Here is a 21,978-nt window from a genome sequence, read left to right as displayed (position 1 = left end):
CCCGTCCGAGGGCCTTATCGGGAAGAAAGCGGCGTCCAGATGCCCGGATCGCCGTCCCACACCCGTTCGGACGCGTCCCGCTCATTCGCCAGATCCGGGTCTTCGCACATGCGCCAAAAGTTGCTCGGCCCCGTGTCGGGCAGATGGTGCTTTTCCAACAGCGCCCAGCGGGCTTCCGACATCCGCTCCGGGTTTGCCGATTGGTTCGTTCCGGCGCTGTCGACCGCGTACAGGGTCAGGCAGGAGCGAACGCGCACCAGTTCACCCAGGCGGGCGATCCGCAACAGGAAGTCCCAATCCCAGTAGTGCGACATCGCCTCGTCGAATCCTCCGATCTCCTCGTGCACGCGCGTCCAGTACATGAGGCTCGAAGGCACCACCGGATTGTACCGTTGCAGGAGCCGCGCCGGATCCCGCCAAGCGAAGACGTGCCGCCGCCCGGCCTGCCAACCCCCTCCGCCGCGGGAGACCTCGACCAGCTCCGTGTCCGTGAAGGCCGCCACCGCGTCCGGGCGGCCCAGGAGCGCCTCGGCGAGCGCAGCGACGTGGCCGGGCAGCCAGCGGTCGTCATCGTCGCAAAACGCCGCCAGGTCCCCGCGCGCCAGCGCCAGTGCGCGATTGCGAGCCGCCACCTGCCCCACGGGGGCATCCAGATTCACCCAGTGGATGTCCAGGCGATCCGCAAACGCGGCGCACACCGCGTCCACGGGCGCGCCCCCGTCGTTCACCACGATGACTTCCAGCGGACCCCGCCAGGTCTGCGCCGCCATCGCCTCCAGGCACCCCGCGAGGGCGTCCGGACGGTTGCGCGTCGCCACGAGGGCACTGACCCGGTGCATGCGCCATTCCCCCTGTTCTTATGTACACCGCTGGTCATCCCCGTCGGCACGGTGTACAATTGCCTTAACATTTCGATTCCCCATCTGCTTTGACCTGGAGGGACCGCGTCCTATGAGCGAGATCCACACCTTTGCCGTCACCGGCCGCTGGCCGGCCGATTTTCACCAAGGCGGAACACTCTCGGCCGACGGCCTGTCCGTTTCATTCAGCATCCCTGCCGGTCTGGGCGGCCCCGGCCTCGGCACCAATCCCGAAGAACTCCTGCTGGCGTCAGCCGCCGGTTGTTACCTCATCACGCTCGGGAAACTGCTCCGCAACCGCCGCATCCCCTTTTCTGAGATCCGGCTCGAATCCCGCGGCTTCGTCGAAAATGACCGCGGGCTGCGGTTTGACCGCATTGAACACCGTCCGGTGGTCCTAGTCGATGACCCGGCCGACGAGGAACACATCCGCATCCTGTGCGAACACGCGGAGCACGCATGCATGGTCTCCAGCGCGCTCCGGGGCAACGTCGCGGTCCAGGTGATGCCGGAGGTGCAGGTCCAGACCGCCCCGTCGCGCTAGGAGACGTGGGCCGGCGGCGTACGGAGAGGGTCCGGCGCTGCGCCCTGCGGCCATCCCGGTTATCCTCCGGCGCCGCGCGGCGCGAGACACGTACGGTCAGGAGCCGTGGGGCACGGACGACACCGGGCGGGACACCGGGGATGCCAGGTGCACCGCCACCCACCACAACGCGAGGCCGGAGACGCCGCGCAGGAGGGTCGAGGTGAGCATGCCGGCGGTCATCCCGGCCTGTCCGAGCAAGTAGATGCCGAACTCGGGGGCGGCGAAACCGACCACCGCGAGCAGCACGTTGTACACCGCGATGCAAGTGGTGCGGCGTTGCGGCGGACTGACTTCCAGCAGGTAGTTGAACAACAGCAAATTGGCCCCCGCCAGGGGGATGCCGGTCAAGACGTTGATGGCGCACAGGTAGTACAGGTTGGTCGAGACGATGGTCAGGGCGGGCGCCGAGGCCATCCCCAGCGCGGCCAGCGCCATCATCCGCCCGTTGCCGTGTTTTTCGGCCATCCTCCCCCACCAGCGATAGGTGAGAACCTGGCTCAACTGGTTGAACACTGTGAACAGTCCGAGCCAAAAAGCCGGCGCGTGCGCGGTCGAGATCTGATAGATGTTGAACAGTGGCCAGGACAGTTGCCACCCAAAGTTGAACAGGAGCATCGCCCCGGCCACGAGCCAGTAGCGGCGATCCCGGCGCAGGGCCGTGAGTCCCGCGCGATCGAACAGCCGAACCGGTACGGCCCCGCCCTCGGCGAGCCCTTCCGCCTTGGATTCGTCGTGGCGCATCAGCAGCCAGATTTCGAGGATGGAAAAGAAGACCGTCGACAGAAACGCAATCTGGTACGGCAAAGCCCAATGCTTGTCGAACTGCTGCAGCACCCATCCGGTGGCGAACGTCGCCACCAGCCCGACAATGGTCAGCACCCGGTACCGTTCGCTGAAAAACGCGGAGCGGCGCTCGGGCGCTATCAGGTCGCCCATGAGGGCTTGCCACGACAGATCCCCGAACGATTGCGGCACCCGGGTCAGCGCCACCAGCCACACCACCCACAGCGCTGGATGCGCGAGAGGCAGCCAGGGCACCAGGGCCATCCAGACGTAAAACGTGCGGGACACGGTGGTCGCCGCGACGCAGAAGCGCTTCTTGCTCCGCACGCGCGTCAATGCGAGGGCGGCGGCCAACATCGCAAACAGGTTGACGAGCGAAGGCAGCGAGTTAAGCAACCCCATCTCCGCGTCGGTGGCGTGCAGGCTGTCGAGCAGATACATCGCCACAAAGCCGTTCACGATATTCATGCTGATGGACGCGAAGCTGCCGTTGGCGATGCTCAACCGCTCGTTGTCCCACTGCACGCGCAACCCGTTCACCGCCCTGTCGACCTCAGCCGAGACCCGACGCACGCCGCCGGGCAACACTCCCATCTTGCCAACACGCCGTACGCTTGTAAACCGGCGTGCCGGCGCCCTGCGGGCGGTGTGGGCCGAGGACGGGCGGCCAAGCGCTCCGCGTGCTCCTTTACGCCGTTTCTCCGCCGCCCTCGTCTTCCAGCGCGCGGTCGATGGCCGCGGCCACCTCGACCCCGAAGAGCGTCACGATGCTGCCGATGTACAACCACAACAAGAACAGCATCACGGCGGTCAGGGTCCCGTACACCAATTGATAGCGACCGATGGCCAGGCCCGCGTACCAAAGGAACAATTGGCGCCCCTTGTCGAGCAGAATGGTCGCCGTCAGGGCGCCCGGCACGAGCGCGACCCACGGCGGCTTTCGGGAGGGCAGATAGCGGTACGACACCAAGAAGCCGAGGAACAGCGACAGCGGGAACACCACCCGCGACAGGCCGTGCAGGACGTGCAGCGGCACCGCGAGCGCGGGATTGTCTGTGACAAACCGGTGTGTGGCCGGGTATACGGTCATGACCAGCGCCGACCCCAGGCCGAGGAGCAGCAATACGCACAGCATGAGGAAGGCAATCCACCGGCGCGCCAGGAACGAACGCTGCGGGGACTCCCAGATGACATCCATGGCCTGCTGCACGGCGATGAAACCGCTGGTCGCCGACCACAGGAGGGTGATGGCGCTCAACACCCCCACGCGCGGGCCCGCCGCCGACAGCCACCCGATGTTGACCTCTATCACCTCTTTCTCCTCTTCCAGCGCCGGGAAATACGGATGCAACATCGACATCAGCAGTTGGGCCATCTGCGCGTCCGGCACCAGGCGCGACACCGCGTAGATGATCAGGAGCAGAAGAGGAAACAGGGAGAAAAAGGCGTAAAACGAGATCACCGCGGCCAAGGAGGCGATGTCGTGCCTGGCCACGGACATCGCCAAGTCCCACAGGAAGCCCCACGCCGCCCGCACGCCCCCGGCGAGTCCCTTCCGCCTCCCCGGTTTCATCGCGGCCACAGCTCCAGCCGTTCCAAAACCGTCGCAAACGCCTCCGGCAGCGGCGCCTCCACTTCAATACGGCGGCCGCTATACAGGTGATGGAACGCCACCCATCTGGCGTGCAGCGCGTGCCCGCCCGGCCACCGAATCGCGCCCGCCCCCGGTCCGCCCCCGTACAACACGTCCCCGACCACCGGGCAGCCACGGCTGGCCAGGTGGACGCGGATCTGGTGCGTGCGGCCGCTGTCCAGGCGGCACTCCACCAGGGACACCCAGCCGTTCGCCTGACGGACCGCGACGAGGGTGGCGTATTCGGTACGCGCCGGCTTCCCGCCAGGCGAGACACGGTACCGGCCGGCCACATGGCGGTCCCGTCCGATGGGCGCGTCAATCACGCCGCTGTCCGGGACCAAGCGCCCCGCCGCGAGCGCCCAGTACACCCGCGTGAGGGCCCCGTCCGCCAGTTGCTGATCCAACGCCCGCGCCGCGTAGGCGTGCTTGGCGTAGACCAGCGCGCCGGTGGTATCGCGATCAAGCCGGTGCACATGACGCGCCCGCCGGCGCAACCCCTGCCACTGCAGATACCACGCCACGCGGTGCGCCATGGTGTCCGAATCCTCCGGCCCGCCGGGGTGCACCAGAACGCCAGCGGGCTTATGGACGACAAGCTGATGGTCGTCTTCGAACAGCACCTCGACGGGCGGCCAGCCCGACGCCCCCTCGGGGATGCGCTCCAACAGCGGCTCGTCTTCCTCCACGCCCCCGGCGATGCGCACCCGTTGTCCGGGGACCAGCGAATCGTCCGGATGCGCGGCTGCACGGCCGACGCGGACGGCGCCGTCCTGGAACAGGCGGCGGATGAATCCCTCCGGCAGCGACAGAGCGCGCAACACCTCGCGGCACGGCGCCCCGGCCATCTCCGCCGGCACCGTCACCACCAACGCGTCTCCCTGCACGGCGACCTCCATGATCCATCCCTCCACCCTTCAGCATCGCCATCCGCCCCTGCTGCCAACCTGCGGGGTGGAGGGCGGCGCTCCGCTTCCGCTGCGCAAGTCGCTCCGCTCCGCCCCACTCCTTCACCCGTTGCATGGGCGTTTCGCGAAGTGTCTTGCGTAGCACAAACGGAGCAGGTCGTGCGTCAGCACGAACGCCCATGTCGGGTGCGACAAAAAACGCGGCCGAACACCCGGCCGCGCTGGAAACCGCTCACAAGATGAACCCGGATGGGCACAGGTTCAGTAGGCCTCGACGTTCTCCACCTCCGGGACCTGCGCTTTGATGGCCCGTTCCACGCCCATCTTCAGCGTCAGCACGCTCGCAGGACACCCGACACAGCTCCCCGTCAAAGAGACGTAGACGGTCTTGGTCTCGTCGTCATACGACACAAACTCCACATCCCCGCCATCCATCTGAATGGCGTCCCGGATGCCCGCCAGCGCCTCCTGAATTCGATCCTCAACCGACATCGCAGATCCCTCCGCCCTTTATGTTACAGAATCCATGCGATTCTTGACAAGCGGCGGGCGTTCCCTCTTCCCGAACGGCTGCAGGAGGACCGGCGTCCACACCCTCGTGCACCTGCCGACTCTGACCATCGCCCAGCCGCCCTCGCCCGCCGTTCCATACAATAATACGCCAGCACCCCACGGACGGGGAGGACCGAGGAATGCCCGGGTTAGACCGTTTCAAGTGGATCCCGATGATTGTCAAAGCCTACAACCAGGCGGTCCGGGCGACGCAAGCGCAGCGGCGTGCGGCCCCGCCGCCGGATGCCCGCGGCGGGGCGGGCGAAGCTGCGCGCGACGCCGGGGGCGTCTCCGGGCCACCGGCGCGGGAATTCACCCACCGTACGGCGAACCGCCCGACCGCCGGCTCCCATGACCGGCCGCCCGTCCGGCCCGCGCCGGCTGCGTCCACGGCATCCGCACGGCCGCGCGGGTCCGTCCGGCGCAAATCCCCCGCTTCGGCGCGCTCCGGGAACTCACCCGCGCCCGGCGCGTCGGCCGCTTATGCGAAAGTGTTGCAGGAGCTGCACGAGACCCAGGAAAAGTTGGCGCAGTTGGAGGCCACTCACCAACAACTCACCCGGATGCACGCCGAGCTGCAGGCGCAACTGAACGACCTGCTGCAGCGCGTGGGCAATCGCCCAAGCCGGACGGGCGAGAGCTACCGGCCGAATCCCCAAGAAACCGCGCGGAACCTCCCCCCGCTCGGCCCCACCGTACCGAGCCCCGGCGCGTCAAACGGAGGCGGAGCCGGTCCCTGACCCTGGCGCACCTCCCGCCTGCGCACGCTCCGCGTCAGCCTTCCAGCACCCCGGATCGTGGGGCGGGGCGAGGAGACCGGTGGCAAAGGCGATGCTCTCCGCCGTCGTACGGCCGACGAACCGGAAGGTCTCCTGCAAGACGCGCAGGGGGTCCGGACAGGACGCCAGCCCGTGAAAGAACCTCGCAAGCGACCCGTGCGCTTCCGCCAACTGCAGCGCGATGCGGGCGTTTTCCACCGCCGCTTCAATCTTCTTGCGGTTGCGGATGATGCCGGGGTCGGACAGCAACCGGCGGACGTCGTCGTCCGTGAAACGGGCGACGGAGCCGGGCTCAAAGCCTGCGAAAGCGCGACGGAAGGCCTCCCGTTTGTGCAAGACGGTCCGCCAGCTCAACCCCGCTTGAAAGGTCTCGAGGACGACGAATTCGAACCATCCCGCATCCGATTGCGGCGGGTGGCCCCACTCCTCGTCGTGATACCGCGCCAACTGTTCGTCGGTCACCCACCGACAACGAGGCTTGTCCTCCGTCGACGCCATGTGCACGTTCCCCCCGAACCCGTCGTTCGCTGATCCTCCCGGTTCCGGCCCTTGTCCACCAGGCGGCACCCGGAAGGCGGCCGCACACGCGCCGTACGGCCGCCTCCCTTTCACATGGGCGGGACACCCAGCGGTATGCCGGGAACCTGTTGAGCCGGCTGCACCCCCGTCCCCGGTGCGGGGCCCTCCGGCCCGGCCACGCCCGCCACCGGCTTTTGAAAACAGATGGAGTGGGGCGCGACCCGAAATCGCTCCACGAAGCCCAACTTGCGCGTGAAGGCCAGGCTCTTCTCATTGTTGGCCTGCACGAAGACCTCCATTGTATGCACGCCGTGCGCCCTGGCCTCGTCCTCCATGTGCTGCATCACCCGTGTGCCGATGCCTTCGGATTGATGGGCCGGGTCAATCACCATGGCGCTGACGTGCATCTTTCCATCCGGCGCGATGAGATACGAGTAATACCCAATGGGTTTTCCGTCTCTCTCCACCACCACGGTGGGCGCGCCGGACCTCAGATACGCGAGAAACTGCTCCCTCGGAAACGGCACCCCGAACGACTGTTGATGCACATCGTCCAACTCCGCTTCCGTCAACTGCAGGATGAACGCGTCGTCGCCAGGCTCTCGCGCCCGAAACGTCAACAGCACCTCCGCCGGTTTGCCGGGGCGCGCACCATGCGTCCGCCGCTTGCCGGTCTTCCGTCGCCCGGTCCTGGCGCCTGCACCGCCGGCGCGCTGCGCCGGCCCGGACGCGAACTCCGCTGAAACGCGAACTGCCGGACGGCCCCGGGTGCGTCCCTTTCCCTTTGCCCGCATCTGCGTGAACCTCCTCTGTCAAACACCGAGATGTTCACCACAGCTTATGCGCGCGTGCGGGCGGTTGCCATGCCGAGGTGCGCCGGCAGCACGCCTTACCGGAAGCGGCCGCCCTGACATCGGCGGCCGCCCCGTGATCTGTATGTCCTGTGATCTCTATGAGTGATCGGTGTCTCCGTCCTTGCCGCGCCGGCCCAGGCGCACCAGACGGCGCAGGCGGCCCTTTGCCTCCGCGGCATTCTCCTGGCCGCCCCGCAAGCCCCGGCCGCCTGGTCCGCCCTGGCTCGCCGCTGAAGTCTTTTTGCTCTTGGCAGCCCCTTTGTCGGTCCCCTTCTCCTTCGCCTTGGTGCGGTCCTTCTTGTTCTCCTTCACAGGCGGCGGTGCCAGCACGTAACCGATGTAGTTGCCGGCGATATCCATCTTGTACTTGTGGTTCGGTTGAATCTTGTCATACTCCGACTTGGTCGTCTGAAAGGTCACCGTCTGCATGCGGCTCATCTGGATGCCCCGCAACGACTGCGAGACATTGACCCGCCCCACCACCTGGTAGGTCTTGAAACGGGCAAACTTCAGCCAACCGGACTGCGGGCGCTCGCGCACGATGCGCTTGTGCAACACGAACACCTCGCGCCGCTCCTTGGCCGCCTCGTACTGGGCGTCAAACGCCTCTTGCCGCTTCCGGGCATACCTGTACATCCAGATGTACAAGCCCGCCAACACCAGGATGACGACAACAATCCAAATCCAGCGCACCCCATCTTCCTCCTGCACCCGGGCCCCGAGGCCATGGTCACGAACCGTCGTGTCTGTCCTATTCTAACATCTTCCCTGGCGGCTGACCAATCCCGTATCCCGTCATCCGGCGGGCTTCGCATACCGTTTGGGGAACCGCTTCATCCCCACGGACGGGTGGAACATCACCTCGAGCTCCTCCTCCCCGCCGTCGGAGGCCGGCCACACCGCCGTCACGATGCCTTCGCCGAACTGGGCATGGCGCACCCGATCCCCCGGCTTCCACGTGTACAGCTCGGCGGCCGTCAGGGACTGATGCACGATGTGCGTCGCCGGCAGCTCCGCCAAGAATCGCGACGGTTCGCGTACCGCCACCTGCCCGTACAGCGTGCGCTCCGTACAGTACGTCATGTGCAGCACGTCCTGCGCCCGGGTGATGCCGACGTAGCACAGGTTCCGCTCCTCCTCGACGCCCATCTCATCGTCCATCGAACGGGCGTGCGGGAAGACGCCTTCCTCCATGCCGATCATGAACACCACCGGGAACTCCAGCCCCTTCGCCGCGTGCAGGGTCATCAACCGCACCGCGTTCTCAGGCTTTCCCTTCTCCTTGTCGACCTCGCTCAGCAGCGCCACCTCCGCCAGGAACTCCAACAGGCTGCCCTGCCGGCGGCGATCGAAGGATTTCGTCACGCTGAACAGCTCGTCGATGTTCTCCAGCCGCTGCTGGTCCTCCTTCTTGGGGCTCTCCGCGTACATGCGCCGGTAGCCGGTCGCGTGCAGCACCTCGGCCAGAAACTCGCTGACCGGCATGCCTTCCATCCACGCCATCAGCTCCTCCATCATGGCGTGGAACTGTTCGGCGGCGTCTGCGGCCTTGTCGCCCACGCCCGCTTCTCGCGCCCGGCCGAGGGCATCGAACAGGGTCAACCCCTCCCCGTGGGCGAACTCCAACAGCTTGCCCACGGTCTGTTCCCCCAAGCCGCGCTTGGGCGTGTTGATGATGCGCAACAGCGAGATCTCATCCTTTGGATTGGCGAGCACCCGCAGGTACGCCATGACATCTTTGATCTCGCGGCGGTCGTAGAACGTCAGGCCCCCGACGATGGTGTACGGGATGGCCTGCTGCATCAACGCTTCCTCTATCAACCGGGATTGGGCGTTGGCCCGGTAGAGCACCGCGCAGTCCCCGTAGCGGCCGCCCGCTTCCACGTGCATGCGGATCTGATCCGCCACGTAGCGGGCCTCGTCCTCGCCGTCGGTCAACGCCGTCACGCGGATGGGCTCCCCGCGGCCGCGGACGCTGCGCAAATTCTTCTCCTTGCGGCGCGTGTTGTGGCGGATCACCTCGTTGGCCGCCTCGAGGATGATCTCGGTGGACCGGTAATTGGTCTCGAGGGTGATGGTCGTGCAGTCCGGATAATCCCGCTCGAAGTGGAGGATATTCGTGATATCGGCGCCGCGCCAGGCGTAAATGGCCTGGTCGGAGTCTCCGACGACGCACAGGTTGCGGTGCTTGCCGGCGAGCAGCCGGACCAGCCGGTACTGGGCGTGGTTGGTGTCCTGGTACTCGTCCACGTGGATGTAGCGGAACTTGTCTTGGTAACGCTCCCGCACATCGGCCCGGGATTCGAGCAGATGCACCGTGTGGCCGATGAGATCGTCGAAGTCCATCGCGTTGGCGGCGAACAGGCGCTTCTGATACAGTTGGTACACCTGCGCGGCCACCTGGTCGCCGAGGCGCTTGATGTCTTTTGCACGGAGCTGGTCCGGGCCGCGCAGTTCGTTTTTCCACCGGGAGATGGCGGCTTGGATGGCGCCCGCGTCGAATTTCTTGAGGTCCAGGTTGAGGTCGAGCATCGCCTGTTGAATGGCGTTCTTTTGATCATCGGCGTCGAGGATGGTGAACGCCGGGGTGAATCCAATTCCTTCCGCCTCCCGGCGCAGGATCTTCACGCACACGCTGTGGAACGTGCCCATCCACAGGTCGTCCGCCTGCCGGCCGACCAGCGCCCGGATGCGGTCCTTCATCTCGCGCGCCGCCTTGTTGGTGAACGTGATGGCGAGCACGTGATGCACGGGAACCTGATGCACCTGCAGGAGATAGGCGATCCGCCGGGTCAACACGCTTGTCTTCCCGCTGCCCGCGCCCGCAACCACCAGGAGCGGGCCTTCGACGGTCGTCACCGCCTGCCGCTGCTCGGGATTGAGCCCGTCCAGCAAGCCTGCCCCCGCCGCGGGAGTGGCTGTCCTCGCTGGCCTCATCCGGTCTTCGCTCCTCTCGCTTGTGGGTGTCCGCACGATGCGTTGTGAAATGGAACGCCGACAGACGTCCAGCATACTGCCGGCCAGGACGAACGGTCAAGCGCGATGGGGCACCCCCGGAGGCGGGATGGGCGGGCAACCGGGCGGACGAGCTTGCCAACCCGGCAAAAAACGTTCATCATCGTAAGTATCATCGCCCGCTGACGGCGGTGGAGGAGGTCACCGATGCGGACAGAAACGAACCAGCAGGTCATCCCGGCGCCGGTGCACGAGCGGGATCAGATCGCCGAGCACGTGCGGGAGATCCTCCGGTTACTCGGCGAAGACACCACCCGTGACGGCCTCGTGGATACGCCCCTGCGGGTGGCCAAGATGTACGAAGAGATGCTCGGCGGCATGCGCATGGACCCGGAGAGCGTGCTCAGCGCGACGTTTGACGAGACGGCGCAGGGCCCGGTGATTGTCTCCGATATCACCTTCTACAGCCTGTGCGAGCACCACATGGTGCCGTTCTTCGGCAAGGCACATGTCGCCTACCTTCCGTCGCAGACCATCGTCGGAATCAGCAAGATTGCGCGGCTGGTGGACGTCTTCGCCCGAAGGCTGCAGGTCCAGGAGCGCATGACGGAGCAGATTGTCGACACCATCGACCGGGTGCTGAAGCCCCACGGCGTGATGGCGTTGATTGACGCGGAACACACGTGCATGTGCGCACGCGGGATCCGCAAGCCCGGGTCGCGCACCATCACCGTCGCGACCCGCGGCGAGTACCAGCACAACGCGGATCTGCGGCGCGAGTTCCTGCAGATGATCGGCCGCGGCTGAACCGTTGCATGGAAGATGGAAATGGCCGGATCTGGTACGATCCGGCCGCCGCTCCCATGCCCCGCCTCCGTGTCACGCGGGGGATGTCTCCTTCGCCTCGCCGTACAACGCTTCAATCTCCTTCGCGTACAACGCCAACACGTGGCGCGTGCGAATTTTCAACGTCGGCGTCAGCAGTTCGTTCTCCAACGTAAACGGTTCCCGCGCCACCAACACCTTTTTCGGCTGCTCGAACGGGGCGAATGCGGCCGTGGCCTCCGTCACCTGGGCGAGCAGGAAATCCGCCAGCTCGGCGTCGTGGGACCACTGCGCGCGCGGTAAGGGCCGCCCCCGCTGCGCCAGCCACCGGCCGACCGCCTCCTCATTGGGCACGACGATCACGCTGACGTACTTGTATCCCGCCCCGATGAGCATCGCCTGGTCAATGTACGGGTTCTGCACGATGGCCCCCTCGATGGGCGCAGGCGTGACCTTCTTGCCGGTCGAGAGCACCAGCAGGTTCTTCTTGCGGTCGGTGATGCGCAGGTATCCGTCTTCCGACAGTTCCCCGATGTCTCCGGTGTGCAGCCAGCCGTCGGCGTCCATGGCCTCTCGCGTGGCCTCCTCGTTGTGCAGATACCCGGGCGTCACGCTCGGCCCCCGCACCAGCACCTCGCCGTCTTCCGCAATGCGCACCTCGAGATTCGGCAGCACCTTGCCCGCCGTGCCGAGCCGGGGTCGTTCCGGAAAATTGGCGCTCACCACCGGCGAGGTCTCCGTCATCCCGTATCCTTCCGCCACCGGGACGCCGATGGCGGTGAAGAAGCGGCCCACGTACAAGGGCATCGGCGCCCCCCCGACAATCACGGCCCGAAGCCTGCCCCCCAACGCCCGGCGGACCTTGCGCAGCACCAGCCGGTCGTACAGCGCCAGCTCCCACGCCGGCACCGGCCGGCCGTCGACGCGCGCCGCCGTTCCCACGGCCAGCGCCCGCTCCATCATCCGCCGTTGCAGCCCACGGGCGGCCTGGACCCGGGCCTGCACCGCCTCGTACACCTTCTCGAGCAGCCGCGGCACCGTCGTGAACACCGTCGGCGGCATGCGCACAAAATCCTCCGTGATGTACTTCATCCCGCGCGAGTACGCGATGGACGCGCCCGCCTGCAACGGGACGAACTGCCCCGCGGTGCGCTCGAAGATGTGGGACAGGGGCAGGTAGGAGAGGGATCGATCCTCGGGACGGAGGCGCACCACCTGCCGGATGCCCTCCACGTTGGCCACCAGGTTGCCATGGGTGAGCTGAACCCCTTTTGGAAACCCGGTGGTGCCGGACGTGTACACGATGGTCGCCACGTGCTCCGGCCCCAGGGCGCGCCAATGCGCTTCCCACTCGGCCTCCCGCAGGCCCGCGCGCCCGCGCAGCCAGTCGCGCAGCCGGTACACCGGCCAAAACGCCCGCGCCCTGTCCAGCGGCCCGTCGGCGACCTCGTCGAGCACCACGACGAACTCCAGTGCGGGCAGTTGGGCCTGCTCGGCCACCACCTTGTCCAACTGTTCGGCGTTCTCCACGAACACCGCGCGCACGCCGGCGTGCGCCAGGATGAACTGCGCCTGGTTGGACGGGACGCTGGGATACACGGGCACCGTGTGCGCGCCGAGGCTCATGATGGCGAAGTCCGCAATCGGCCACCAGGCCCGCGTGTTGGCAATGAGACCGACGTAATCGCCCCGCCCCACCCCGCATTCCGCCAAGCGGGACGCCACGCGGTGGATGTCCCGCCACAGTTGTTCGTACGTCCACGTGGCGTAGCTGCCGTCTTGCAGCGGATCCCACAGCGCGGTGCGCTCTCCGTACCGTTCCACCGACGTGTGGAGCATTTCCAGCAAGTTTCGCGCTTCCTGCATGATTCATGCGCCTCCGGGACAGGATCCAGGCAAACATACCCGCATTCCCATTTTGCCAAACCGACGATCACGATGGACGACGCTTGCACGACCCGAACCGAATTCCCCCGGCCGCCACCGGGGCACCAATCAACCGACCGGTCGGCTGGTCGCGGAGACACCCGTTCCCCCGGGAAGCGGTTTCATTGAATCCTATGGTTACATTCGCGACACCATTCGACATTCCTGCCTGGCCTGTGAAAAAATCCGCACATTTTCCCCGGAGCGGCAGGAGTCGTTCCACCGGCCTGGAATGCAAAAAGGGGATGTCGCGCGTCAGGCGACCGACAGGAGGGATTGAGCATGCTTCATCCGAAATGGCGCATGGGCGCTGCGGCGCTGTTGTTCCTCGGCCTCGTCGGCTGCGGTTCGGCCGGCAACGCGGCCAATGCAGGCAACGGTTCGGCCGGCAACACGGCCAGTGAAGGCAACGGTTCCACCGGGACCGCGGCCGGCAAACCCCAGTGGTCCCAGCCGCCGGCGATGCAGATTGACCCCGCCAAGCAGTATGACGCGGTGTTCCACACCAACTACGGGGATTTCACCGTCTCCCTCTTCGCCAAAGAGAGCCCTCGAACCGTGAACAACTTCGTGTTCCTGTGCGAACACCACTTTTACGACAATGACAAGTTCTTCCGCATCATTCAGCCGTTCATGATTCAGACGGGAGATCCGCTCAACAACGGCACCGGCGGCCCGGGTTACCAGTTCGCCGACGAGTTGCCGCCCAAACACTCGTACGCGCCGGGAATTGTCGCCATGGCCAACGCCGGGCCGAACACCAACGGGAGCCAGTTCTTCATCTGCACCGGCCCGGACGCTAAGTCCCTGGATCAAAACCCGAACTACACCCAGTTCGGACAGGTGACGAGCGGCATGGACGTGGTGCAGAAGATCGCCGCCATCCCCGTAACCACCAACCCGATGACCGGCGAACAGAGCTTCCCGACGAAGGACGCCGTCATCCAGACCATCGACATCCAGGTCCATTGATCTGGAAACCGGCGCCCGCAGGAGGGATGTCTGTGAAACGAACCCACTGGATCCTCGTCGCCCTGGCGGTGGCGGCCCTCCTCTTCTTCCGCCGCGGCGGGCCGCCCAGTCTGGCGATGCCGCCGGAAGCCCGCCACCAGGGCGTGACCGTGCAGATTCCGGTCACCATGACCCCGGCCGACACCCCGGAGGAACACTGGAACCTGGCCAAGCGCGGCGGGCAGACGTACGTCGTCCAGGTCTCGCAGGCCCGGCGCGTGGTGGACGAGTTCCCCGCCGAGGGCCCGCCCACCCAGGGCCCGGAAGGGACCGACTACCAGGCGGGCGGCCGGGTGCAGCTCGACGGCACCTGGTATCGGGCCGAACGCATCCACGTCAACACCGACGGCCAGTCCGGCTACCTCGTCCTGGTACAGGAGCAGCCCGGCAACAGCCAGCCCTGAGCCTCACCGAACCGGTTCGCGCAGCGCCTCCTCCACCATCCGGGAGAGCGGTTCGAATTCAATCAGGAAGGCGTCGTGGCCGTACTTGGAAGACAGCTCCCGGTAGCTGCTCGCCACCCCGCAATCGGCGGCCAGGCGCGCCGCTCGCCGCAGGTCCCGGGGCGCGTACAGATAATCCGTGTCGATCCCGATGACCGTCAGCCGGCCCCGCACCTGGCGCAGGGCGGCCTCCATCCCCCCGCGGCCCCGGCCGATGTCGTGGCTGTCCATGGCGCGCGTGAGGTACAGGTAGCTGTTGGCATCGAAGCGCCGGTTCAGTTTGTCGCCCTGGTGCCGCAGGTAGGATTCCACCGCGAAGCGGGGCGACGCCGGCGCGCCGTCCCCCGCTTCGGCCGTGCGGCGGCCAAACCGCTCCTCGAACAGCAGGTCCGTGCGGTACGTCAGCATCCCGATGGCGCGCGCCGCCGCGAGCCCCGCCTGCGGCGTCCGCCCCGTCCCGTAGTACTCCCCGTTCTGCCAATCCGCATCCGCCATGATGGCCATGCGCATCGCTTCATTGTACCCGATGCCGAGCGGCGGGAAGGCGGGGTGCGCCGCGATGGCGATGGTGTGCCGGACCCGCCCGGAGGCCATGACCGCCCATTCCCAGGCCTGCATCCCGCCGAGCGATCCCCCGATGACGAGCGCCAATTCCCGCACGCCGAGCGCGTCGAGCAACCGCATCTGCACCGCGACCATGTCACGCACAGTTACCGCGGGGAATCGCATTGCGTAGGGCCGGCCGTCCTCCGCCAGATCGCTCGGCCCGGTCGATCCCGCGCACCCGCCGATGACGTTGCTCGCAATCACGAAGTACCGATTCGTGTCGATGGCCCGCCCCGGGCCAATCAGGCCGGACCACCAGCCGGGGCGCCCGCCGCCGTCGGCGGCGTGGGCATCCCCGGTCAGGGCGTGGCAGACGACGACGGCGTTGTCCGCTGCCGCGTTGAGGCGTCCCCACGTCTCGAAGTACACCCGCACGCGCGGCAGCAGCGCCCCGCACTCGAACACGACGTCGTCCAGGTGGAACCACCCGCAGGCGTGCTGCCCAGCCTCTGTATCCGGCCGTTGACCGGTGCTGAGGGCCGCCCACTGCAGGGCGGCCGAGCCGGTCGTGCGACGGACCTGGAGCGTTTCCGCCATACACCGCACCTCCCCGCCTCCGAAATTCCGTCCGTTCAGCGGTCTGACCCGGCCGCGGCCGCCTTCAGACCCGCGTCGAGATCGTCCAACAAATCCTGCACGTCCTCCAATCCCACGGACAGGCGCACGAGATTCGGCGTCACGCCGGCCGCCCGCTGCGCCTCCTCGGACAGCTGCTGGTGCGTCGTGCTGGCCGGGTGGATGACTAGGCTGCGCGCGTCCGCGACGTTGGCGACGTGCTTGAACAGACGCAGGTTCGCAATCAACCGCTTCCCTGCCTCCACGCCGCCGCGGATGCCGAAGGTGAGGATGGCGCCCTGGCCGCGCGGCAGGTACTTTCGCGCCCGCTCATAGTACGGGCTGTCGGGCAGCCCCGGATAGTGGACCCACTCGACCTGTGGGTGCGCCTGTAAGAACCGGGCCACGCGCAGAGCGTTTTCGCTGTGCCGCTGGACCCGCAGCGCGAGGGTTTCGAGCCCCTGGATGAACAGGAAGGCGTTGAACGGCGCGATGGCGGGCCCGATATCCCGCAGCAGCTGGACACGCGCCTTGACGATGTAGGCGGCCGCGCCCACGTCGCGCACGTACGACACCCCGTGGTAGCTCTCATCCGGCTCAACCAGCCCCGGAAACCGGCCGTTGTCCCACGGGAACCGGCCGCTGTCGACGATGATGCCGCCGATGGAGGTTCCGTGCCCGCCGATGTACTTGGTGGCGGAGTGGATGACGATGTCCGCGCCGTACTCAATGGGCCGGCACAGGTACGGAGTGGCGAACGTGTTGTCGACCAGGAGCGGCACCCCGTGCCGATGGGCGATGTCCGCCAGTGACGCGAGGTCGGCCACGTCGAGGCGCGGATTCCCGATGGTCTCCGCGTACACCGCCTTGGTGTTCGGCCGGATGGCCGCCTCGACGGCGGCGAAGTCGTCCGGATCGACGAACGTCACCTCGATGCCCATTTTCTTCAGGGTGTGGGCGAACAGGTTGTACGTCCCGCCGTACAGGTTGGACGAACTGACCAGATGGTCGCCCGCCTGGGCGATGTTGAGGATGGACAGGGTGATGGCCGCCTGGCCGGACGCCAGCGCGAGCGCGCCGACACCGCCCTCCAACGCGGCCACGCGCTGTTCGAACACGTCCTGCGTGGGATTCATGATGCGGGTGTAGATGTTGCCAGGGCGCCTGAGCCCAAACAGATCGGCCGCGTGATCCGCGTCGTCAAAGGTGTACGACGTGGTCTGATAGACCGGCACCGCGAGCGCCTTGGTCGCGGGGTCTCCGGTGAACGCCCCGTGCAACGCGATGGTCTCGAATCCGAGAGGTCTGTCCGCCATGTCACCAGCTCCTCTTCCCATGAGATTGAAACGGCCTCGGGTGGAGGACCGCCCGCAGCCAGACGCCGCTGCGGCCATGAAAAAACCGCTCCGAGAGGAGCGGCGAGCCGGCCAGTGGGATGGCGGATCAGGCACACTCCTCTCATCTCTCAGCCCGCACCGCGGGCTGCAGGAATTGGCACCTCTTCGGCGAGCCTTTCGCTTCGCCGATGGTTGCCGGGCTTCATCGGGCCAGTCCCTCCGCCACTCTGGATAAGAGCAGTTCTGCCTATGCGGTTGATTGCTTTGCGTGCCACTTCTCAGACCGTCCAGAGAACGGTCCGAATTTTGTTAGCGGTAATATACCACCGGCCCCGACGTCTGTCAATTGCGAGATCTCCAGCAACCCCCGTTTGCTTGACGCCATGGACGAGGATTGGTTTAAATAAGAAAGATGTCAGTCTGAAAAGGGGTTTCCTTCATGGCTTCCTCCATGACGCCTATCCGCGCCGTCATCCTGGCGGCCGGACAGTCGGCTCGCCTGCGTCCGCTCACGGACGACCGGCCCAAGTGCCTGTTACCCATGGGACCGAAGACCATCCTCGACTGGCAGCTCGAGTCGTTGGCGGCCATCGGGGTCCGCGACGTGACCTTGGTCGTCGGCTACCGCCGGGAGATGATACAGGCGCACGTGGCCGAGCATCATCCCGCGATGCGGGTGACCTACGTGATCAATGACGCATACCGGCACACGAACACGCTCTTTTCCCTGCGGCGCGCCCTCGAGGCGTACGACGGTGATTTTTACTATCTCAACGCGGACGTGGTCTTCGACGAACAGATTCTGCGCCGGCTTTCCCCTTGCGAGGAGGGCGGTTTTCTCGCGGTGGACCGTAAACAGTGCCGCGAGGAAGAGGTCAAGGTATTGGTGGAAGGCGGACAGGTGACCGCCATCGGCAAACACCTCAACCCGGACGCATGCTTTGGCGAATTCATCGGCGTGGCGAAGTTCAGCGGCGCCTTTGCCGGCCGGTTCCGCGCCTCCGTGCTGCACGAGGCGGTCCCCGGCAACGAGATGAAGTTCTTCGAACACGCCCTCGACGTGATGCCGGACAAGACCGGCCTGACCGCGGTGGACATCTCCGGCCTGCCGTGCGTCGAGGTGGATTTCCCGGAGGACTACGAGTACGCGGTGCGGGAGGTCCTGCGTACGTTCAGGACGGTCGGCGCGGATGAGTGAGTTCCGGAAGATCAACGCCTGTGCCAAACGGCCCGTGGACATCTGGACCAACTATCTGTACTACCCGTTCTCTCTGCGGCTCGTGTATCTGATCCGCAACACGCGGGTGACGCCCAACGCGCTGACGTTGGGGTCCCTGCTGTTGGCGCTGGTGGGATGCCTGTTTTACGCGCGGGGCGATCGCGCGGCGATTGTCACCGGCCTCATCCTGGTCCAGGTGTCCTACGTGCTCGATTGCGCCGACGGACAGCTCGCCCGCTACCGGCAGCAATACTCCCCCATCGGGGGCTGGCTCGACCAGGTGGCCGACCGGGTCAAGGAATTCGCCCTGTACTTCAGCCTCGCCTGGGGCTACGTGCGGGTGCACCCGGAGGGCGGCCGCATCTGGCCGTGGGCGATGGTGGCCCTGTTCGCGCTGTACCTCCTCGAATACCTCGGCCAGATTGAGATGTTCCGCGTGAAGGGACGCGTTCTCCAGGTGAATGAGAACGGCGTGCCGGTGGAGGCGGAACCCGCCCCCGGCGCGGACGACGCGTTCCAGAAGATGCGCCGCTGGCGGGCCCTCGTCCCGTTCCGCGGCTTCATCATCGGCGAGCAGTACTTCGCCCAGTTGGTGTTTCTGGCCTTCGGCTGGGTGTACTCGTTCTTCGTCTTCGTCTCGGTGCTCGGTCTCCTGATGGCGGTGTACCGGCCGCTGGTGCAGTTCATCAAGCATCGCCACGCCACCGCGAATCCGCCACAACCATCCTGAGAGGGTGTCGATATGGGAAGCGCGACTGTCGTCATCACCGCCGCCGTCCCCTGGGACGGCACCACCGCCCGCCCGCATCACTTCGCGCGCGGCCTGGCGGCCCGCGGTTGGGACGTGTTGTTCGCAGGCGCCCCCGTCACCCTGCTTGCGCCGTTGAAAAACCCGGCGCTGTGGAATCGCCTCATTCCGGCCGTCCCCGTGACGGAAGTCCCGCTCGACGACACGCACGGCGCGGAGGTTCGGACGGGCCGAACGGGGCGCCTGCGCGTGCTCAACCCGTTCGCCTGCCTGCCCTTCCTGAACATGTACCGGACGGTCAACCGGTGGAACCAGGCGCTGCTGGCCCGCCAGATTGCACACGCAGCGCCCGGTCCGTACGTGCTGCTGCCCCAGTTGCCCAATTCGGTGGACCTCGTGCCCGCCCTGCACCCGGCGGCGGTGGTGTACGACTGCGTCGATCTGCACGCCGGCTTCTCCGGCCTCGTCCGGCCGGAGGTGGTCGACCGGATGGAGGCCGATCTCGCGGCTGTCTCGCGCACCGTGATCGCCACCGCCGACGCCCTGGCCGAACGCATGCGCGCGCTGCACCCGGACGTGCGACTGGTGCCCAACGCCGCCGAAGTGCGTCACTTCGCCGCGGCCGCGTCCGTCCCCGAGCACCCGCGCCTCGCCGGAATCCCCCGCCCGCGCGTCGCCCTCATCGGGGGGTTCGGCCACTGGGTCGATTACGGGTTCCTGCGCACCCTGGCAGAAGGTTTGCCGGACGTGCAGTTCGTCATGATTGGCCCTGTGGAGACAGACGTGTCGATGCTGTCCGCCCTGCCGAACGTGCACTTCCTCGGCCTGCAACCATACCGGGAACTGCCGCAGTATCTGGCCGGGTGCCAGGCGGCCCTGGTGTCCTTCGTGAACACCGATCTCACCCGGAGCGTGAACCCCATCAAGGTGTTCGAGTACCTGGCCGCGGGCAAGGAAGTCGTGGCGACGTCGACCGACGAGATCGACAAGCTGTCCGATTACGTCTGGGTCGCACGCACCCCCGCGGAAGGGCTGGAGATGCTCCGCCAGGTCCTCGCCGGCGCCCGCCGCTGCGATGACGCGAAACGGCAGGCCTTCGTTCAAAGCAATTCCTGGGAGGCGCGCGTCGAACAGGTGGATGAGATCCTTCGGGCGGCGCTTCCGAAGCACCTGCATCCTCAGCCGTGACGAGAGGGCCGTGCGGGCCGGGCTCCTGTCCACAGGCGAGCCCGGCCCGGGTTCAGCCCTCCGATCCGCCGGCCGCCACCTGCGCCTCCATGGCGGCCCGTTCGCGCAACTCCACGCGGCGGATCTTGCCGCTCGTGGTCTTCGGCAGGCTGTCGACGAACGCGATGGCCCGCGGATACTTGTAGGGCGCCGTCACCCGCTTCACGTGCTCCTGCAGCTCGGTGATCAGGTTCGGGTCCTTCGCGTCCTCCGGATCGCGCAGGATCACGTAGGCCTTGACGATGTGCCCGCGCTCCGGATCGGGCGCCGCCACCACCGCGCATTCCGCCACCTTGGGGTGCTTGACCAAGGCGTCCTCCACCTCGAACGGCCCAATGGTGTACCCCGCGGAGATGATGATGTCATCCGAACGCCCCTCAAACCAGAAGTAGCCATCCTCGTCCATGCGGCCCTTGTCCCCCGTGATGTACCACTCGCCGCGGTACGCGTTGGCGGTCCGCGCGGGATCGTTCAAATATCCGCGGAACAGGGCCGGGTGCGACCGGTGCACCGCGATATGACCGATCTCGCCAATCCCCGCGGGCTGCCCGTCGTCGTCCACGATGGCCACCGGCATGCCGGGGAACGGCTTGCCCATCGACCCCGGCTTGACCTCCATATCCCGCAGGGTTCCGACGAGGAGGGTGTTCTCCGTCTGGCCGTAGCCGTCCCGGACGGTGACGCGGTACGCCCGCCGGAAGGTGTCAATCACCTCGCGGTTGAGCGGCTCCCCGGCCGAGCAGGCGGAGCGGAGCTGCACCTGGTAGCGCTCCAGCCCCCGGACCTTGGCCATCAGCCGGTACTCGGTGGGTGTGGCGCACAGCAGCGACACCTGATAGCGTTCCAGCAGTTCCAGATAGCGCTCTGGTTGGAACCGCCCCTGGTACACGAACGCCGTCGCCCCGTTTCCGAGGACCGACACGAAGGGGCTCCAGATCCACTTGGCCCATCCGGGCCCCGCCGTCGCCCAGGCCACCTCGCCCGGCTGCGCGTCAAACCAATACGTCCCCGCCACCTTCAGGTGCTCCAGCGGCCAGCGGTAGGTGTGCACAACCCCTTTGGGCCCGCCGGTGGTCCCGCTGGTGTACGACAAAAACGCCATGTCGTCGTCCGCCGTGGACACCACGAAATCGGCGCTTGAGCCCAGCTCCATCGTATCCTCCAGAGACGTCCACTCCGGCACCGCGCCGCCGACGGAGAAGAAATGGCACAGACTCGGACAATCGCCGCGGATCGCATCGACCTCTCCCGTGAGTTTGGCGTGGGCAATGACCACACTGGTTTCGGCGTGCTGCACGCGGTAGCGGATGTCCCCCGCGCGCAGCATCTCGGAACCCGGCATCACGGTCGTCCCCAACTTCAACAGCGCCAGGTACACCACGTACGGTTCCACGCCGCGCGGCAACAGGACCAACACCCGCTGCCCGCGCCCCACGCCGACCCGCGCCAGAGCGCTCGCCAGGCGGTTCGTCTCCCGCCGAAGCTGCCCGTAGGTCAGCCGCTGTTCCCGACCGTCCTCGTCCACACACAGCACTGCCACGCGTTCCGGCGTCTTGTTAGCGATTTCATCAACGGCTCTCGCAAAATTGTATCCCACCATAAGTCCCCCTCTCACAAGCCGGCTTGTTCCCTGCGGAATTCCGAACGACGCT

At 66.6% G+C, this 21,978-nt stretch carries 21 protein-coding genes and 1 riboswitch; of the genes, 8 read left to right on the top strand and 13 right to left on the bottom strand.

The annotated features are described in order from the left end of the window. Positions 1-14: 14 nt before the first annotated feature. Entirely contained in the window at positions 15-839 is an 825-nt protein-coding gene (locus BM357_RS01325) for a glycosyltransferase family 2 protein (protein WP_074948804.1), read from the bottom strand. Between the two features lie 112 nt (positions 840-951). Between BM357_RS01325 and BM357_RS01320 the strand changes: the two genes are divergently transcribed. Continuing rightward, on the top strand, positions 952-1,404 hold the full coding sequence (locus BM357_RS01320; RefSeq protein WP_074948802.1) for an OsmC family protein: 453 nt from the start codon (positions 952-954) through the stop codon (positions 1,402-1,404). Positions 1,405-1,500: 96 nt separating this feature from the next. Here the strand turns inward: BM357_RS01320 and BM357_RS01315 are convergent, their stop codons facing one another. From BM357_RS01315 to BM357_RS01300, 4 genes are all read right to left on the bottom strand, one after another. Beyond that, positions 1,501-2,823 (bottom strand): MFS transporter, encoded by a 1,323-nt coding sequence (locus BM357_RS01315; protein ID WP_083430060.1) that lies wholly within the window; start codon positions 2,821-2,823, stop codon positions 1,501-1,503. A gap of 94 nt (positions 2,824-2,917) precedes the next feature. After that, positions 2,918-3,802 carry a YihY/virulence factor BrkB family protein gene (locus BM357_RS01310; protein WP_074949250.1) on the bottom strand — a complete coding sequence of 295 codons (885 nt, stop codon included), beginning with the start codon at positions 3,800-3,802 and terminating at the stop codon, positions 2,918-2,920. Beyond that, the gene (locus BM357_RS01305; protein ID WP_074948800.1) at positions 3,799-4,761 is read right to left on the bottom strand and encodes an RluA family pseudouridine synthase; all 963 of its coding nucleotides are present in this window, start codon (positions 4,759-4,761) and stop codon (positions 3,799-3,801) included. Before BM357_RS01305 ends, BM357_RS01310 begins: the two co-directional genes overlap by 4 nt. A gap of 270 nt (positions 4,762-5,031) precedes the next feature. Beyond that, on the bottom strand, positions 5,032-5,262 hold the full coding sequence (locus tag BM357_RS01300; protein WP_074948798.1) for a NifU family protein: 231 nt from the start codon (positions 5,260-5,262) through the stop codon (positions 5,032-5,034). 200 nt (positions 5,263-5,462) lie between these two features. On the opposite strand from BM357_RS01300, the gene BM357_RS01295 reads away from it, so the two are divergent. Then, a complete protein-coding gene (locus tag BM357_RS01295; protein ID WP_074948797.1) occupies positions 5,463-6,062 on the top strand; it encodes a hypothetical protein in 600 nt (199 codons plus the stop codon). Here the strand turns inward: BM357_RS01295 and BM357_RS01290 are convergent. The 4 genes from BM357_RS01290 to BM357_RS01275 form a co-directional block, all read right to left on the bottom strand. After that, positions 6,036-6,599 carry a DNA-3-methyladenine glycosylase I gene (locus tag BM357_RS01290; protein ID WP_074948795.1) on the bottom strand — a complete coding sequence of 188 codons (564 nt, stop codon included), beginning with the start codon at positions 6,597-6,599 and terminating at the stop codon, positions 6,036-6,038. The two genes, BM357_RS01295 and BM357_RS01290, sit on opposite strands and share 27 nt — an antisense overlap. Positions 6,600-6,709: 110 nt before the next feature. Beyond that, a complete protein-coding gene (locus BM357_RS01285) occupies positions 6,710-7,414 on the bottom strand; it encodes a GNAT family N-acetyltransferase (RefSeq protein ID WP_074948793.1) in 705 nt (234 codons plus the stop codon). 156 nt (positions 7,415-7,570) lie between these two features. Further along, entirely contained in the window at positions 7,571-8,167 is a 597-nt protein-coding gene (locus BM357_RS01280) for a hypothetical protein (RefSeq protein WP_074948791.1), read from the bottom strand. A 102-nt stretch (positions 8,168-8,269) separates the two neighbouring features. After that, positions 8,270-10,411 carry an ATP-dependent helicase gene (locus tag BM357_RS01275; RefSeq protein ID WP_074948789.1) on the bottom strand — a complete coding sequence of 714 codons (2,142 nt, stop codon included), beginning with the start codon at positions 10,409-10,411 and terminating at the stop codon, positions 8,270-8,272. A gap of 225 nt (positions 10,412-10,636) precedes the next feature. Between BM357_RS01275 and folE the strand changes: the two genes are divergently transcribed. Then, a complete protein-coding gene (folE, locus tag BM357_RS01270; protein ID WP_074948787.1) occupies positions 10,637-11,236 on the top strand; it encodes a GTP cyclohydrolase I FolE in 600 nt (199 codons plus the stop codon). A gap of 72 nt (positions 11,237-11,308) precedes the next feature. On the opposite strand, the gene BM357_RS01265 is transcribed toward folE, so the two are convergent. Then, positions 11,309-13,120, bottom strand: coding sequence for an AMP-dependent synthetase/ligase (locus tag BM357_RS01265; protein ID WP_074948785.1), 1,812 nt, complete (start codon positions 13,118-13,120; stop codon positions 11,309-11,311). A gap of 342 nt (positions 13,121-13,462) precedes the next feature. On the opposite strand from BM357_RS01265, the gene BM357_RS01260 reads away from it, so the two are divergent. Together BM357_RS01260 and BM357_RS01255 are read left to right on the top strand one after the other, a co-directional pair. Next, complete coding sequence (locus BM357_RS01260) at positions 13,463-14,152, top strand: peptidylprolyl isomerase (protein ID WP_074948783.1); 690 nt, start codon at positions 13,463-13,465, stop codon at positions 14,150-14,152. Between the two features lie 26 nt (positions 14,153-14,178). After that, positions 14,179-14,595, top strand: coding sequence for a hypothetical protein (locus tag BM357_RS01255; RefSeq protein ID WP_139234504.1), 417 nt, complete (start codon positions 14,179-14,181; stop codon positions 14,593-14,595). Between the two features lie 3 nt (positions 14,596-14,598). Here BM357_RS01255 and metX read toward each other — a convergent pair whose 3' ends face one another. Continuing rightward, the gene (metX, locus tag BM357_RS01250) at positions 14,599-15,777 is read right to left on the bottom strand and encodes a homoserine O-acetyltransferase MetX (RefSeq protein WP_083430058.1); all 1,179 of its coding nucleotides are present in this window, start codon (positions 15,775-15,777) and stop codon (positions 14,599-14,601) included. Positions 15,778-15,812: 35 nt separating this feature from the next. Continuing rightward, positions 15,813-17,111, bottom strand: a complete 1,299-nt coding sequence (locus BM357_RS01245) for a bifunctional o-acetylhomoserine/o-acetylserine sulfhydrylase (RefSeq protein ID WP_074948779.1) — start codon at positions 17,109-17,111, stop codon at positions 15,813-15,815. A 139-nt stretch (positions 17,112-17,250) separates the two neighbouring features. Beyond that, positions 17,251-17,370: riboswitch (SAM riboswitch) on the bottom strand. Between the two features lie 201 nt (positions 17,371-17,571). Here BM357_RS01245 and BM357_RS01240 point away from each other — a divergent pair. From BM357_RS01240 to BM357_RS01230, 3 genes are read left to right on the top strand one after another with little or no spacing between them, the layout of a single operon-like run. Then, the gene (locus tag BM357_RS01240; RefSeq protein ID WP_245783788.1) at positions 17,572-18,330 is read left to right on the top strand and encodes a phosphocholine cytidylyltransferase family protein; all 759 of its coding nucleotides are present in this window, start codon (positions 17,572-17,574) and stop codon (positions 18,328-18,330) included. Next, positions 18,323-19,081 carry a CDP-alcohol phosphatidyltransferase family protein gene (locus tag BM357_RS01235; protein ID WP_074948777.1) on the top strand — a complete coding sequence of 253 codons (759 nt, stop codon included), beginning with the start codon at positions 18,323-18,325 and terminating at the stop codon, positions 19,079-19,081. The genes BM357_RS01240 and BM357_RS01235 overlap by 8 nt, the downstream gene beginning before the upstream one ends. Before the next feature lie 12 nt (positions 19,082-19,093). Continuing rightward, positions 19,094-20,287: a glycosyltransferase family protein gene (locus tag BM357_RS01230; RefSeq protein ID WP_074948775.1), complete on the top strand. Its 1,194-nt coding sequence runs from the start codon at positions 19,094-19,096 to the stop codon at positions 20,285-20,287. A gap of 52 nt (positions 20,288-20,339) precedes the next feature. Here the strand turns inward: BM357_RS01230 and BM357_RS01225 are convergent, their stop codons facing one another. Then, entirely contained in the window at positions 20,340-21,923 is a 1,584-nt protein-coding gene (locus BM357_RS01225; protein WP_425426467.1) for an acetate--CoA ligase, read from the bottom strand. Between the last annotated feature and the right edge of the window lie 55 nt (positions 21,924-21,978).

It is taken from the genome of Paenalicyclobacillus macrosporangiidus (assembly GCF_900116805.1).
Taxonomy (GTDB): domain Bacteria; phylum Bacillota; class Bacilli; order Alicyclobacillales; family Alicyclobacillaceae; genus Alicyclobacillus_H; species Alicyclobacillus_H macrosporangiidus.
The sequence above is the reverse complement of the archived record's forward strand: the minus strand, read 5'-3'. Positions and strand labels throughout refer to the sequence as shown.